The following is a 14,091-nucleotide window of genomic DNA, read 5'->3' on the forward strand; positions in this document are numbered from 1 at the left end:
GGCCTGCATGGCCCTGCAACTGAGCTTCGCTGAAGCCAGCGCCACCGGACCACGCGCGGAGAATCAGGACGCCCTGCGACTGGTCACGCCGGCCCCGGCGCTGGCCGCCAGCAAAGGGTTTCTGTTCGCCATCGCCGACGGCGTCAGCCAGTGCGCCGATGGCGGTCTGGCTGCGCGCTCGACCTTGCAGGCGCTGGCGCTGGACTACTACGCCACCCCGCAGACCTGGAGCGTGGCTCAGGCGCTGGATCGCCTGTTGCTCGCGCAAAACCGCTGGTTGCAGGCCAATGGCGGCGGCCAGCCGTTGCTCACCACCGTCAGTGCACTGGTCCTGCGCGGCAGACGCTTCACGCTGGCGCATGTGGGGGATTGCCGGGCCTATCGCTGGCACGCCGACACCCTGCAGCGGATCACCGAGGATCACGTCTGGGAGCAACCGGGCATGCAGCACGTGCTCAAACGCGCACTAGGCCTGGACCAGCATCTGGTGCTGGATTTTCTCGACGGCGAACTGCGTGAAGGCGAAAGCTTCGTGCTGCTCAGCGACGGTGTCTGGGCCGCGCTCGGCGACACGACCATCGCCGGGATCCTGCGTGATCAACCGGATCTGCACAGTGCGGCACAAACACTGGTCAACGCCGCGCATCTGGCCGGCAGCCAGGACAACGCCAGTGCCTTGCTGGTGCGGGTGGATGCCGTGGGGGAAGCGAGCATCGGCGATGCGCTGATCCAGTTGCAGCAATGGCCGCTGCCCCCGGTGCTCAAACCGGGCCAGACCTTCGAAGGCTGGCAGGTGCAAGGCATCGTCGGCCAGAGCCAGCAATCGTTGCTGTATCGCGTCCTCGATAGCCAAGGCCAGGCGTGGCTGTTGAAAACCTTGCCCACACGGCTGGCGGACGATGCCCACGCAGGTCAGGCCTTACTGGCGGAAGAATGGTTTCTCAAACGCGTGGCCGGGCGACATTTCCCTGAAGTCCATAGCGCCAGTCAGCGTCAGCATTTGTACTACGTGATGCGTGAATATTCGGGGATCACACTGGCGCGTCTGTTCGAGCAAAGCGGTCCGCTGCCACTGGCTCAGTGGCAGGATGTGGCCGAACGTCTTTTGCGGGCCGTCGGTTTGCTGCATCGGCGGCAGATTCTGCACCGCGACATCAAGCCGGAGAACCTGCTGTTGGGGGATGACGGCGAATTGCGCTTGCTGGATTTCGGTCTGGCGTATTGCCCCGGTCTTTCGCAGGACACACCGTCGACGCTACCGGGAACCCCGAGCTTCATCGCTCCGGAGTCCTTTCGGGGTGATGCGCCCGAGGCTCGTCAGGATCTGTATGCGGTGGGCGTGACGTTGTATTTCCTGCTTACCGGGCATTTTCCCTACGGGGAGATCGAAGCCTTCCAGCGTCCGCGTTTCGGGGTGCCGGTAAGTGCAGCGCGTTATCGACCGGATCTGCCGGAATGGCTGGCGCAGTGTCTGGAACGTGGCGTCTCGGCCGATCCTCTGCAACGTTATGAAACCGCCGAAGAATGGCTGCTGACGCTGGAACAGGGTGAACGCCGCAGCCTGAATGTACGCCCTCGCCCCTTGCTCGAACGGGAACCGCTGAAGGTCTGGCGAACCTTGGCGCTGCTGGCGCTGCTGGGCAATCTGGTGCTGATGTTTCTGTTGTTTCATGGCTAATCCAGCGCTCCATTAACGGGCGTGCCGCTTCCATTCAGTGCAAAAACCACAATGAACATCTGGCCAATTCCAGCACTACCCCAGTGAATTCGCGGCTCACCGCGACTTGGCACAACCACTGCATTAACGTTTTCAACTGACATAAAGCCCGACCTTCAACGACGAAGGCCAGGCTTCCCGAGAGAACGGGACAAGGACAAAGGCGTCCTCGCTAGGTAACTGGCGGGACGCCTTTTTTGTTTGCGCCATTTTTGTCGAGCAAGGCCTGACTGCCCACAAGAGGCAAACCCGAAGCTTGCGGAGAACCTGATGAAAAAACTCAAACTGGTGATGATCGGCAATGGCATGGCCGGGGTCCGTACCCTGGAAGAATTGCTCAAGCTGAGCAACGAGCTGTACGACATCACGGTCTTCGGCGCCGAACCGCACACCAACTACAACCGCATCCTGCTGTCGCCGGTGCTGGCCGGCGAACAGACGTTCGAAGAGATCGTGCTCAACGATCTCGACTGGTATCTGCAAAACAACATCAAACTGCTGCTCAACCGCAAAGTGGTGGAGATCGACCGGGTCAAGCGCCGGGTGATCGCCGAAGACGGCACCGAGGCCGAATACGATCGCCTGCTGATCGCCACCGGCTCGACCCCGTTCATCCTGCCAATCCCCGGCAATACCTTGCAGGGCGTGATCGGTTACCGCGACATCGCCGACACCCAGGCCATGATCGACACCGCCAAGACCCACAAGCACGCCGTGGTGATCGGCGGCGGCCTGCTCGGCCTCGAAGCGGCCAACGGCCTGATGCTGCGCGGCATGCACGTCACCGTGGTGCACCTCGGTGAATGGCTGCTGGAGCGGCAACTGGACAAGACCAGCGGCCAGCTCCTGCAAACCGCCCTCGAATCCCGTGGCCTGTACTTTCGCCTGTGCGAACAGACCCAGGCCCTGCACGACGCCGGCAACGGTCGCGTCGGCTCGGTGCAATTCAAGAACGGCGACATCATCCCCGCCGATCTGGTGGTGATGGCCGCCGGCATCCGCCCCAATACCGAACTGGCAGAAAAGGCCGGCATCCCGTGCAATCGCGGGATTCTGGTCAACGACACCCTGCAAACCTACGACCCGCGCATCTATGCCATCGGCGAATGCGCCAGCCACCGTGGCATTGCCTACGGTCTGGTGGCGCCGCTGTTCGAACAGGCCAAGGTCTGCGCCAACCACCTGGCGCAACTGGGTTTCGCCCGTTATCAGGGCTCGGTGACTTCGACCAAATTGAAAGTCACCGGCATCGACCTGTTTTCCGCTGGCGATTTCATGGGCGGCGAAGGCACCGAGACCATCACCCTCTCCGACCCGATCGGCGGGGTGTACAAAAAACTGGTGATCAAGGATGACGTGCTGGTCGGCGCCTGTCTGTACGGCGATACGGCAGATGGCGGTTGGTATTTCCGACAAATTCGTGAGAATCACGCCATCGGCGAGATCCGCGATCATCTGATGTTTGGTGAAAACGCCCTCGGCGACGTAGGACATCAGGGCCAGGACAAAGCCATGAGCATGGCCGACAACGCCGAAGTCTGCGGCTGCAACGGCGTGTGCAAGGGCACCATCGTCAAGGCGATTCAGGAACACGGCCTGTTCAGCGTCGACGAAGTGAAGAAACACACCAAGGCGGCCAGTTCCTGCGGCTCCTGCGCCGGTCTGGTCGAGCAGATCCTGATCAACACCGTCGGCGGCGCGGCGGATGTCAAACCGAAAAGCGAAAAAGCCATCTGCGGCTGCAGCGACCTCAATCACGGCCAGATCCGTCAAGCCATTCGCGAGCAGCACCTGCTGACCATCGCCGGCACCATGAGCTACCTCAATTGGCGCACCCCGAATGGCTGCGCCACTTGCCGCCCCGCCCTCAACTACTACCTGATTTCCACCTGGCCCGGCGAAGCCAAGGACGATCCGCAGTCGCGCCTGATCAACGAGCGGGCCCACGCCAACATTCAGAAGGACGGAACCTACTCGGTGGTGCCACGGATGTGGGGCGGCGTGACCAACCCGTCGGAACTGCGGCGAATCGCCGACGTGGCGGACAAATATCAGGTGCCAATGGTCAAGGTCACCGGCGGCCAGCGCATCGACTTGCTGGGGATCAAGAAGCAGGACTTGCCGGGGGTCTGGAAAGACCTCGACATGCCGTCCGGCCACGCCTACGGCAAATCCATCCGCACCGTGAAAACCTGCGTCGGCAGCGAGTTCTGCCGCTTCGGCACGCAGAATTCGACCCAGTTGGGCATCGACCTCGAACATGACCTGTTCAACATGTGGTCGCCGCACAAAGTGAAGCTGGCGGTCTCCGGATGCCCGCGCAACTGCTCGGAAGCAGGGATCAAGGACGTAGGAATCATCGGTGTCGACTCCGGCTGGGAGATGTACATCGGTGGCAACGGCGGGATCAAGACCGAAGTCGCCGAGTTCTTCGTCAAGCTCAAGACCGCCGAGGAAGTGCGCGAATACAACGGAGCGTTCCTGCAGCTGTACCGCGAAGAAGCCTTCTACCTCGAACGCACCGTGCACTACCTGCAACGGGTCGGCATGGAGCACATCAAGAAAGCCGTGCTGGAAGACCCCGAGCGCCGCAAGGCCCTGAACGAACGCCTGCAATTTTCCCTGTCATTCGAACAGGACCCGTGGAAAGAGCGCCTCGCCCAGCCGCAACTGAAGAAAGAATTTGACGTGATCCCCGTGAAAAACCTGGAGGTGCCGGCATGAACTGGCTCGATATCTGTGCCCTGGAAGAGATCAATGCCCTCGGTTCGCGGATCATTGCCGGGCCCAAAGGTGACATCGCGATCTTTCGCACAAGTGACGATGAGGTTTTCGCACTCGATGACCGCTGCCCGCACAAGGGTGGCCCGTTGTCCCAAGGTCTGATCTACGGCAAGCGCGTGGCCTGCCCGCTGCACAACTGGCAGATCGACCTGCAATCCGGTGAAGCCCAGGCGCCGGACGTCGGCTGCGCGCACCATCACCCGGCCCGGGTCGAAAACGGCCGCGTGCAACTGGCCTTGCGGGACGCCGTCTGATGAACCGCCAGACGACCGCCTCGACCTGCTGCTATTGCGGGGTCGGCTGCGGCGTGCTGATCGAGCATGACGGCGAGCGCATTCTCGGCGTCAGCGGTGATCCGGCGCACCCGGCCAACTTCGGCAAACTGTGCAGCAAAGGCTCGACCCTGCACCTGACCGGTGATCTGGCAGCGCGCGCGCTGTATCCGGAACTGCGCTTGGGCAAAGGTTTGGCGCGCAGTCGTTGCGACTGGGACACCGCGCTGGAGCACGCCGCCAACGTATTCGCCGAAACCATCGCCGAACATGGCCCGGACAGCGTGGCGTTCTACATCTCCGGGCAGTTGCTGACCGAGGACTACTACGCCTTCAACAAACTGGCGCGGGCGCTGGTCGGCACCAATAACATCGACAGCAACTCGCGGCTTTGCATGTCTTCGGCAGTGGTCGGCTACAAGCGCAGCCTCGGCGCCGACGCACCACCGTGCAGCTATGAAGACCTGGAACTGAGCGATTGCGTGATGATCGTCGGCAGCAACATGGCCTACGCCCATCCGGTACTGTTTCGTCGCCTCGAAGAAGCCAAATCCCGTCGCCCGCAGATGAAAGTCATCGTCATCGACCCTCGGCGCACCGACACTTGCGACCTCGCCGACTTGCATCTGGCAATTCTGCCGGGCACCGATGTCGCTTTGTTCCATGGGATTTTGCATCTGTTGCTGTGGGAAGACTGGATCGACCGTGACTTCATCAAGGCCCACACCGAAGGCCTCGCGGAGCTGAAAAGTCTGGTGCGCGATTACACCCCGGCGATGGTTTCGCAGTTGTGCGGGATCAGTGTCGAGCAGTTGCAGCAATGCGCCGAATGGGTCGGCACCGCACCGAGTTTTCTGTCGCTGTGGTGCATGGGCCTGAACCAGTCCACCGCTGGCAGCGCGAAGAACAGCGCGCTGATCAATCTGCACCTGGCCACCGGGCAAATTGGTCGGCCGGGTGCAGGACCTTTCTCTCTGACCGGTCAGCCGAATGCCATGGGCGGGCGGGAAACCGGCAGCCTCTCCAACCTGTTGCCCGGTCATCGTGAGGCTGCCAATCCGGAGCACCGCGCAGAAGTGGCGGCGTATTGGGGCGTAGATTCGCTGCCGGAAAACACCGGGCTCAGTGCCATCGAACTGTTTGAACACGTGCGCAGCGGCAAGATCAAGGCGCTGTGGATTGCCTGCACCAACCCGGCGCAATCGATGCCGGACCAGAATGCTGTGCGGGCTGCGCTGGAGGCTTGTCCGTTCGTGGTGTTGCAAGAGGCGTTTCGCACCACCGAAACCGCAGCGTTTGCCGATCTGCTGCTGCCGGCGGCCAGTTGGGGCGAGAAGGAAGGTTCGGTGACCAACTCCGAACGGCGGATTTCCCACGTGCGCAAAGCCATAGTCGCACCCGGTGAAGCACGATCGGACTGGGTGATCACGGTGGATTTCGCACAACGCCTGGAGAAACGCCTGCGCCCACAACAGCCGAGCCTGTTTGCGTTTGACCGCCCCGCGCAGTTGTTCGATGAATTCAAAGCGCTGACCCGTGGCCGCGATCTGGACGTGTCCGGCATCAGCCACGAGTTGATCGATGAAATTGGCCCGCAGCAATGGCCGTTTCCTGAGGGCGCCCGACAAGGCACTCCGCGACTGTACTGCGACGGCATATTTCCTACGGCCAGCGGTCGCGCGCAGTTTGTTGCCGATCCCTATCGCGCTGCAAAAGAGCAACGGGACGCGCGTTTTCCACTGACCCTGATCACCGGTCGCCTGCGTGATCAATGGCACGGTATGAGCCGCACTGGCACGGCGGCGCAGTTGTTCGGGCATGTCAGCGAAGCTGTGCTGAGCCTGCACCCGGACGAATTGCGTCGGCACCGTTTGCAGCCGGGGGATCTGGTGAGTCTGAAGAGCCGCCGGGGCGCGGTGATCGTGGCGGTCGGCAGCGATGACAGTGTGCGTCCGGGCCAGGCCTTTTTGCCGATGCACTGGGGCGATCGCTTTCTCAAGGGCGGCGTGAACTGCCTGACCCTGCCCGCCTTCGATCCCTTGTCGAAGCAACCGGAACTCAAGCACAGCGGGGTACGTCTGGAACCGGTGAATCTGCCCTGGCAGCTTTTCGCACTGATCGAGGGCGATGTTCAACGGCACTTTGAGGCGCTTCGACCGCTGTGTGAGGCGTTTTCCTACGCCAGCCTCAGCCTCGTCGGTCGCGAGCGTCCGGCGCTGCTGATACGCGCTGCCAGCGCCGCCGCACCCGAGCCGCAGTTGCTGCGCGAAATCGACCAGTGCCTGGCCCTGATCGACGGTCCGGTACTGGCCTATGACGATCCACGCCGGGCCATCGGCAAACGGGTACGCATCGAGAACGGGCGAATCACGGCCATCCGCCTCGCTGGCGAAACCCTCGCCCAGCATTGGCTGCAAGGCTTGTGGCTGGAGGGCCGCGCAGACGAACAACTGCGGCGCTGGCTGCTGGCGCCGATGAGTGCGCCGCCGGGTAATGCCGGTGTGCAGAGCGTTGCTGACAAGACCCTGTGCAATTGCAAAAACGTCAGCCACAGCGCGGTCTGCGCCGGCATTCGAGAAGGTCTGGATTTGCAGGGTTTGAAAAACACACTGGGCTGCGGCACGCAATGCGGTTCCTGCGTCCCGGAAATCAAGCGTTTGCTGGCCGCCGAAGCGCGGCCGGTCGCCGTCATCTGAAGAGGAAAACACCATGAATGCAAAAGTCTGGCTGGTGGGCGCGGGTCCCGGCGATCCTGAATTGCTGACGCTCAAAGCCGTGCGGGCCTTGCGCGAAGCGGATGTGGTGCTGATCGACGATCTGGTCAACGACGCGGTGCTGGAGCACTGCCCGGCTGCGCGGATCATTCCGGTCGGCAAGCGCGGCGGCTGTCGTTCGACACCACAGGCATTCATCCATCGGCTGATGCTGCGTTATGCGCGCCAGGGCAAATGCGTCGTTCGTCTCAAGGGCGGCGATCCCTGCATCTTCGGCCGTGGTGGCGAGGAAGCGCAGTGGTTGCGTGAGCGCAGGGTTGAAGTGGAGCTGGTCAATGGCATCACCGCCGGACTGGCCGGGGCGACGCAGTGTGACATTCCGCTGACTTTGCGCGGCGTAGCGCGGGGCGTAACGCTGGTCACTGCGCACACTCAGGACGACAGCCAATTGAACTGGCAGGCGCTGGCGCAAAGCGGCACGACGTTGGTGATCTACATGGGGGTGGCCAAGCTCAGCGAGATTCGTGAGCAATTGCTGGCAGGCGGGATGGCGATGGAGACGCCGGTCGCGATGATCGAGAACGCATCCCTGCCACAGCAACGGGAATGCCGGAGCGATCTGACGGGGATGGAGGAAGCGGCCTGCAGGTTTGAGCTCAAGAGCCCTGCCATTCTGGTGATTGGTGCGGTCGCTGCTTCTGCAGAGCAATCCGCTTCACTGGCGTGGCCAGCCGACCAGTCGGCCTGATCATCTGGTTTTCACCAAATCGCAGACAAAGAAAAGCCCGGCATAAGCCGGGCTTTTCTCAAAGCGGCGAGCTAATTACTTAGCTTGAGCTTCAACCTGCGCTTCTACGCGACGGTTAACAGCACGACCAGCTTCGGTTTTGTTGTCAGCAACTGGGCGGGATTCGCCGTAGCCAACCGAACCAACGCGGGACGATTCAACACCGTACTGGTTAACCAGAACTTGTTTAACGGCGTTTGCACGACGCTCGGACAGTTTCTGGTTGTAAGCGTCAGGACCGACGTTGTCAGTGTGACCTTCAACAGTGGTGCGAGTCGATGGGTACTGCTTCATGAAGTCAGCCAGGTTTTTGATATCGCCGTAGCTGTTTGGCTTGACGACCGACTTGTCGAAGTCGAATTTCACGTCCAGCTCAACACGAACAACTTCAGCAACTGCCGGGCAGCCATCAGCGTCAACAGTTACGTTGGCTGGGGTGTCTGGGCACTTGTCAACGTTGTCGCAAACGCCATCGTTGTCGCTGTCGGAGCAGACTTCAGCTGGTGCTGGAACTGGAGCAGCAGCAGGCTTGTTGCCGCCACCGAAGTTCACACCCAGACCGATTACTGGAGCGTAGTTCCAGCGACCGTTGTCCAGTTTGTAGTCAGCGTCTACACCAGCACGGGCGTAGAAGTTTTCAGCGAAGTAGTACTTAACGCCAGCGCCAGCAGTCAGGTAGGTCGACTGATCGCGACCGGTGTGGCCGTCAGCAGCTACGTTGGTCAGGCTGCCGTGCTTCACACCGCCAGCAACGTAAGGACGCAGAGCGTCACCAGCGTTGTTGAAGTGGTACTGAGCGTTCAGACCGAAGTTGTCGCCACCCAGCTTCTGGCTGCCGGTGCCGTCGTTCGAACGGGTGTGGTTGTTCTTGTCGTAGGTCAAGTTCAACGATACGTCGTCGGTCAAGAAGTAACCGATAGAGGCGCCTGGGTTGAAGCCGTCTTCGACATGGCTAACGCTGTCGTTGTACTGCTTCTTGTAGAACAGTTCGCCTTCAACTGCGCCTTGGCCTTGTGCCAGTGCGCCGAACGAAGTAGCGGCAATCAAAGAACCAATGGCCAAGCCCAAGGTGTTTTTCAGTTTCATCCGTTAAATCCCCATCTGGTGATTGTGAAGCAGTCCCGCAAACCGGGGGACAACTCGGCGGCAAGTCTATCAGAACTTGCCTACACGTAAGAGATATTTGCGCTGAACTAAGTTTCAGCAATGCCTGCAAATTTCTCACGCAATTTATCTAGAGCACGTTTGTACCGCATTTTTGTAGCACTCAAACCCATGTGCATGATGTCTGCGATCTCCTGAAATTCCAGCTCTGCGACAAATCGAAGCACCAGAATTTCACGGTCAATCGGGTTCACATACACCAGCCAGCGATCGAGTCCGCCCTTCTCCTCGGGTTTCGGCGCCTTTTCTTCAGACGCTTCCTCGAGGGGGTCAAGACTCAGTGCGTCCATCAAGCGACGCTTTCGCCGTTCCTTCCGATACTGCGTGATGCATTCGTTGTAAGTGATGCTATATAGCCATGTCTTGAACTTCGATTTCCCCTCGAAGTTCTTCAGGCCGTACAGCACCTTCAACATCACTTCCTGACAGACATCGTCTGCGTCGCGATCGTTCCCAAGATACCGCGCACAAACGTTAAATAATGTTCGCTGGTAACGCCGCATCAGTTCTTCATAGGCGCGCGTCACGTGAAACAGCTCGGTATGCGAGCGCGCGACCAACTCCTCATCAGAGAGCTCGCGGGGGTCGTAGCGCGTGGATAGCGTTTGGGCTTTATTCAAAACAAGTCGTGCCGACAGTCAGGTCAATGTCCACCGCTGCCAGCATCAGCTGGCATTTTGCGGCGGCATACATTAGCAGGGTTTGCCGGGTTAGCGGCTACTCACATGCTGTTCCAGCAGGATCCGATTGGAGAGTGAGACTAGCTCACCCTCATCGGTCAGCAATGTAGTCTTAACCGTGCCGATCTCTTCGATCTGGCCTTCGACCTCGCCAACACGCACTTGTTGCCCAACCTGATACAACTCACGCACATAGATTCCCGCAAGAATCTGACCGGCAATTTCCCGGCTTCCCAAGCCCATGGCCAGCGCAACCGCCAGACCAACGGTAATCAATACGATGACGATCACATGGTTCAGCAGGTCGGTCTTGACCTCGAGCTGACTGATCGCGACCGAGATACTGATGATGATCACCAGGCCCTGGGCAATTCGCCCAAGCCCTGAAGCGTAGTCCAGACCCACGCCTTCTGCCGCACCGCGCACCAGACCGTTGGCCAACTGCGCCAGCAATACACCAACCAGCAGCACCAGGGCTGCGCCGAAAACTTTCGGAACATACAGCGCCAGCATGTCCAGCGTAGCTGAAACCCGCTCAAGCCCAAGGGATTCTGCTGCAGAAACCAGGAAAATCAGCAGAACGAACCAATACACGATTTTTCCGATCAGGGTCGAGATCGGCACTTGCAGTCCCGCACGGGACATCAATTTGGTCAGCCCGGTGCCGCCCATCAGGCGATCGAGACCGAGTTTGGCGAGCAGCTTGGACAGCAGCGTGTCCAGCAGCTTGGCCACCACGAAGCCCAACAGCAGCACCACCAGTGCGCCGAACAGGTTCGGGATGAAATTAGCGACTTTGGTCCACAACGCAGTCATTGCCGTGACGAGGCTCTGAGTCCAGAGATCAAGTTCCATATTCAATCAGCCTTATCAGCAGTGCGAGCGGTAGATTTACGAAGACGGGAAACCGGCGCGACATGGGCCGAGCCGTTGTTCAGGGCGATCATCAGCGCGGGCAGCCAGCGGCCCAGCAGGCTGAACAGATCGCCGGCGCCGACCTGGCGGTTGGCGGTTTTGAGTACGCGGCCCAGACAGGCGTCGTCGTCGCGGCCGGACGGCGAGGCGTTGAGCATGTCGCGCAAAGACTGTTCAAACGGATCGTGCATACGCACCTCTCGTGATGTCTGTGAAAGACGCGGGCAAATTTGGTCGGGTCACATGGCGCATCGTCATACCCAGCGCAAACGGCGGAACAACCACCATTGTCCGAGCGCCACCGAGACCATCAGCAGGCACGCCACAAGGAATCCGTAGGGGCTCCCGGAAAGCGGAATTCCGCCGACATTGATCCCCAGCAGGCCGGTGAGAAAACTCATCGGCAAAAAGATCCCGGTGATGATTCCGAAGCGGTACATGGTGCGATTCATGCGCACGCTCAAACGCCGGTCTTCGGTGTCCAGCACAAGCCCCACGCGCTCTCGGGTCAATTCGAGCTCTTCGAGATAGCGGGTCAGGCTGTTGTTCAATTCGTTCCAGTAGTCGGCGTCGTCATCGACGAACCAGGGCAGTTTTATCCGCGTCAGCTGTCCGAAAATATCCCGCTGCGGCGCAAGAAAACGCTTCAGTCCGGCCGCCCTGCGACGGATGTGCAAAATGGCACCGTGCTCGGGAGTATACCGTTCGTCGGCATCCAGTTTTTCTTCCTCTTCATCGACCACTTCCGAGAGGCAAGTGACCAGATCCTGCACCTTGTTGGTGAGGTATTGAGCGAGATAGAGAATGAGTTCGGACGAGGTTTTCGGGCCTTTGCCCTCCCCCAGCATCGCCAACAGTTCATCGGTGGCGCGCAATGGGCGCAAACGCAGGGAAATCACACGCTGGGCTGAAGCGAAAATCCGTACCGACACCATGTCTTCCGGCTCGGCACCCGGATTGAGATTGACCCCGCGCAAAAACAGCAGCAATTCGGAATCGGGCAGCGGCAACAGCCGTGGACGGGTGTTCTCTTCCAGCAGCAGGTCGCAGGTGAATTCGTTGAGTCCGCTGGATTTGCGCAGCCAGGTCTGGGTCTGCGGGTGACTGCGATCCCAGTGCAGCCACAGGCTTTCGTGTGCCTGCAGCTGCAAACTGTCGAGATCAGTCCGGGCTATCGAACGCGCACCGCCTTTACCGTCCAGCACCAGGGCATGCACCAGCCCCCATTGCGCGTTTTCTTCCTCGAACATCCTCACCCCAGTGCTTACCGCGATTTTATTCAGGCATCTTCAGCGGGCTCGGCGAGATGATCACGCCGTTGTTGTCCGCATAGATGTATTGGCCCGGATGAAACGTGACACCCGCAAACGTCACCGGCACGTTGAGGTCGCCAAGACCGCGTTTGTCAGTCTTCTTCGGGTGGCTGGCCAGCGCCTGGACACCGAGATCGGTCTGGGCGATGACGTCCACATCGCGGATGCAACCGTAGATCACCAGCCCTTCCCAACCGTTTTTCGCGGCTTTCTCGGCGATCATGTCACCCAGCAGCGCGCAGCGCAGGGAACCACCGCCATCGACCACCAGCACCTTGCCGTTGCCCTTGAGTTCGGCTTGTTCCTTGACCAGCGAGTTGTCTTCGAAGCACTTGATGGTCACGATTTCGCCGCCGAAGGAATCACGGCCGCCGAAATTGCTGAACATCGGTTCCAGCACCTGCACCAGCTCCGGATAGGCGTCGCACAGGTCAGGCGTAAGGTAATGGTTCATCGAAAAACTCCTGTAACAAGGAAGACGATCAAGGATGTCGCACTCTTTTGAAACGAGTCCCGGCGGTCGCTGTTTACCTTAGTCCATGCAATGGTCGCTGACCGAACCTGAACAAAGGCTGAAACGTAATAGCGAAACAGTCACTAAATATGACCAGAACCGTCCAATGCGTCATATCTTAGCCGCAAGCCGACTCGAACGAAATGCCCTTTTCAGCGTGTTCCGATCACACCGCCGCTGCCAGATCGGGCTTTTCGCCCAGCAACGGCGAGTGCTGATCCGCCAGCCAGCGCGCAACCAATGGCCAGACTTCAGCCTGGGCGGCCTTGCTCACCAACATCTCGACATGACCGAAATTGTCGTTGAAGCCCTGCTCGCGTCCCAGATTGATGAATTGCTTGTGCTCGGAACCGATCTGATCAAACAGTTTGCGACAGGCCCACGCCGGATCCTGATGATCGCCAGCCGCCGTCACCGCCAAGACAGGCACCTGAACATCGGCGAGCCCCGCCCACCAATCCTTGTCCTTGTCGCCAAAACGCCCGAACAGGCCGTACCAGCGCATGCTTTCCAGCGCCAGGCCGATCGGCTCATCTTCGGGGCCACGCTTGAGCCGCGAGCCAGACAACTGGGCAAAACGCTTGAGAATGAAGCGTCCGCTCCACTCCACCGGCGGAATTTTCAACGGCCAGTACGTACGGCTGACCTGCGTGCCGAAAAACGCCGCCGACGCCACGGCCGGTTCACCGAGGTATTCGCCGCCCAGCGCTGCCGCCAGGGTGATGCCGCCCAGCGAATGGCCGATCCAGTGCGGAACCTGCCCGCTCTGCTCACGCACGAACGCGGCGATGGCCGGCAGATCGTAACGGGCGTAGTCGGCGACGCGGTTGCGGCGGTAGTCCTCGTTACGCTGGGACAGGCCGTGACCGCGCATTTCCGGGATCCACACATCGAACCCCAGACGCGTCAGGTAGGCGCCCAGCCCCAGCCCTTTCGGGGAGAACCAGAAGCGCCGATTGGAAAAGCTGCCATGCAGCAAAATCACCGGTACGCCGCGTGTCGCCGGTTCATCGGCCATGCCGAGACGGGTCACCGCGATTTCCACGGACCAGTCAGGGCTGTTGCCCGGTTTCAAGCGGTATACGTCTTCGCTCAGATCACCGCGTCGTTCGGCGCTGATCAGGGCGACAGGAAATAGGTCACTGCTGCTTTGCATAATGCTCTTGCACAAAAAAGGGCGGCATCCGGAGAGCTCGCCCTACTTGAATCCTAAAGAGGCCGGTCAGGGACC

At 60.2% G+C, this 14,091-nt stretch carries 12 protein-coding genes; 5 read left to right on the plus strand and 7 right to left on the minus strand.

Annotated elements, in window-relative coordinates:
• Positions 1-7: 7 nt before the first annotated feature.
• The 5 genes from AC1RMX_RS20750 (at position 8) to cobA (ending at position 8,235) form a co-directional block, all read left to right on the plus strand.
• Complete coding sequence (locus AC1RMX_RS20750) at positions 8-1,678, plus strand: bifunctional protein-serine/threonine kinase/phosphatase (protein ID WP_493072893.1); 1,671 nt, start codon at positions 8-10, stop codon at positions 1,676-1,678.
• A 309-nt stretch (positions 1,679-1,987) separates the two neighbouring features.
• The gene (gene nirB / locus AC1RMX_RS20755) at positions 1,988-4,441 is read left to right on the plus strand and encodes a nitrite reductase large subunit NirB (RefSeq protein WP_493072895.1); all 2,454 of its coding nucleotides are present in this window, start codon (positions 1,988-1,990) and stop codon (positions 4,439-4,441) included.
• The gene (gene nirD / locus AC1RMX_RS20760; protein WP_007951992.1) at positions 4,438-4,755 is read left to right on the plus strand and encodes a nitrite reductase small subunit NirD; all 318 of its coding nucleotides are present in this window, start codon (positions 4,438-4,440) and stop codon (positions 4,753-4,755) included. The genes nirB and nirD overlap by 4 nt, the downstream gene beginning before the upstream one ends.
• Positions 4,755-7,469 carry a nitrate reductase gene (locus AC1RMX_RS20765; protein ID WP_493072897.1) on the plus strand — a complete coding sequence of 905 codons (2,715 nt, stop codon included), beginning with the start codon at positions 4,755-4,757 and terminating at the stop codon, positions 7,467-7,469. Before nirD ends, AC1RMX_RS20765 begins: the two co-directional genes overlap by 1 nt.
• Before the next feature lie 13 nt (positions 7,470-7,482).
• Complete coding sequence (gene cobA, locus AC1RMX_RS20770; protein WP_493072899.1) at positions 7,483-8,235, plus strand: uroporphyrinogen-III C-methyltransferase; 753 nt, start codon at positions 7,483-7,485, stop codon at positions 8,233-8,235.
• A gap of 75 nt (positions 8,236-8,310) precedes the next feature.
• On the opposite strand, the gene AC1RMX_RS20775 is transcribed toward cobA, so the two are convergent.
• The 7 genes from AC1RMX_RS20775 to AC1RMX_RS20805 form a co-directional block, all read right to left on the minus strand.
• Positions 8,311-9,360 carry an OmpA family protein gene (locus tag AC1RMX_RS20775; RefSeq protein ID WP_493072901.1) on the minus strand — a complete coding sequence of 350 codons (1,050 nt, stop codon included), beginning with the start codon at positions 9,358-9,360 and terminating at the stop codon, positions 8,311-8,313.
• Positions 9,361-9,467: 107 nt separating this feature from the next.
• The gene (sigX, locus tag AC1RMX_RS20780; RefSeq protein WP_011333251.1) at positions 9,468-10,058 is read right to left on the minus strand and encodes an RNA polymerase sigma factor SigX; all 591 of its coding nucleotides are present in this window, start codon (positions 10,056-10,058) and stop codon (positions 9,468-9,470) included.
• 90 nt (positions 10,059-10,148) lie between these two features.
• A complete protein-coding gene (locus AC1RMX_RS20785) occupies positions 10,149-10,973 on the minus strand; it encodes a mechanosensitive ion channel family protein (RefSeq protein WP_065259736.1) in 825 nt (274 codons plus the stop codon).
• A gap of 2 nt (positions 10,974-10,975) precedes the next feature.
• Positions 10,976-11,224 carry a CrfX protein gene (locus AC1RMX_RS20790; RefSeq protein ID WP_493072903.1) on the minus strand — a complete coding sequence of 83 codons (249 nt, stop codon included), beginning with the start codon at positions 11,222-11,224 and terminating at the stop codon, positions 10,976-10,978.
• Positions 11,225-11,287: 63 nt separating this feature from the next.
• On the minus strand, positions 11,288-12,283 hold the full coding sequence (locus tag AC1RMX_RS20795) for a zinc transporter ZntB (RefSeq protein WP_085732397.1): 996 nt from the start codon (positions 12,281-12,283) through the stop codon (positions 11,288-11,290).
• A 25-nt stretch (positions 12,284-12,308) separates the two neighbouring features.
• Entirely contained in the window at positions 12,309-12,800 is a 492-nt protein-coding gene (rraA, locus tag AC1RMX_RS20800; RefSeq protein ID WP_096822518.1) for a ribonuclease E activity regulator RraA, read from the minus strand.
• A gap of 226 nt (positions 12,801-13,026) precedes the next feature.
• The gene (locus AC1RMX_RS20805; RefSeq protein ID WP_096822519.1) at positions 13,027-14,016 is read right to left on the minus strand and encodes an alpha/beta fold hydrolase; all 990 of its coding nucleotides are present in this window, start codon (positions 14,014-14,016) and stop codon (positions 13,027-13,029) included.
• Positions 14,017-14,091 lie beyond the last annotated feature (75 nt).

The sequence above is a fragment of the Pseudomonas sp. GW822-FHT03F04 genome, from assembly GCF_058801405.1.

Excerpts from the sequence above, each read along its gene's own strand:
- AC1RMX_RS20750 (WP_493072893.1), top strand. The coding sequence starts at position 8 with ATGGCCCTGCAACTGAGCTTCGCTGAAGCCAGCGCCACCGGACCACGC.
- nirB (WP_493072895.1), top strand. The coding sequence starts at position 1,988 with ATGAAAAAACTCAAACTGGTGATGATCGGCAATGGCATGGCCGGGGTC.
- nirD (WP_007951992.1), top strand. The coding sequence starts at position 4,438 with ATGAACTGGCTCGATATCTGTGCCCTGGAAGAGATCAATGCCCTCGGT.
- AC1RMX_RS20765 (WP_493072897.1), top strand. The coding sequence starts at position 4,755 with ATGAACCGCCAGACGACCGCCTCGACCTGCTGCTATTGCGGGGTCGGC.
- cobA (WP_493072899.1), top strand. The coding sequence starts at position 7,483 with ATGAATGCAAAAGTCTGGCTGGTGGGCGCGGGTCCCGGCGATCCTGAA.
- AC1RMX_RS20775 (WP_493072901.1), bottom strand. The coding sequence starts at position 9,360 with ATGAAACTGAAAAACACCTTGGGCTTGGCCATTGGTTCTTTGATTGCC.
- AC1RMX_RS20785 (WP_065259736.1), bottom strand. The coding sequence starts at position 10,973 with ATGGAACTTGATCTCTGGACTCAGAGCCTCGTCACGGCAATGACTGCG.
- AC1RMX_RS20790 (WP_493072903.1), bottom strand. The coding sequence starts at position 11,224 with ATGCACGATCCGTTTGAACAGTCTTTGCGCGACATGCTCAACGCCTCG.
- AC1RMX_RS20795 (WP_085732397.1), bottom strand. The coding sequence starts at position 12,283 with ATGTTCGAGGAAGAAAACGCGCAATGGGGGCTGGTGCATGCCCTGGTG.
- rraA (WP_096822518.1), bottom strand. The coding sequence starts at position 12,800 with ATGAACCATTACCTTACGCCTGACCTGTGCGACGCCTATCCGGAGCTG.
- AC1RMX_RS20805 (WP_096822519.1), bottom strand. The coding sequence starts at position 14,016 with ATGCAAAGCAGCAGTGACCTATTTCCTGTCGCCCTGATCAGCGCCGAA.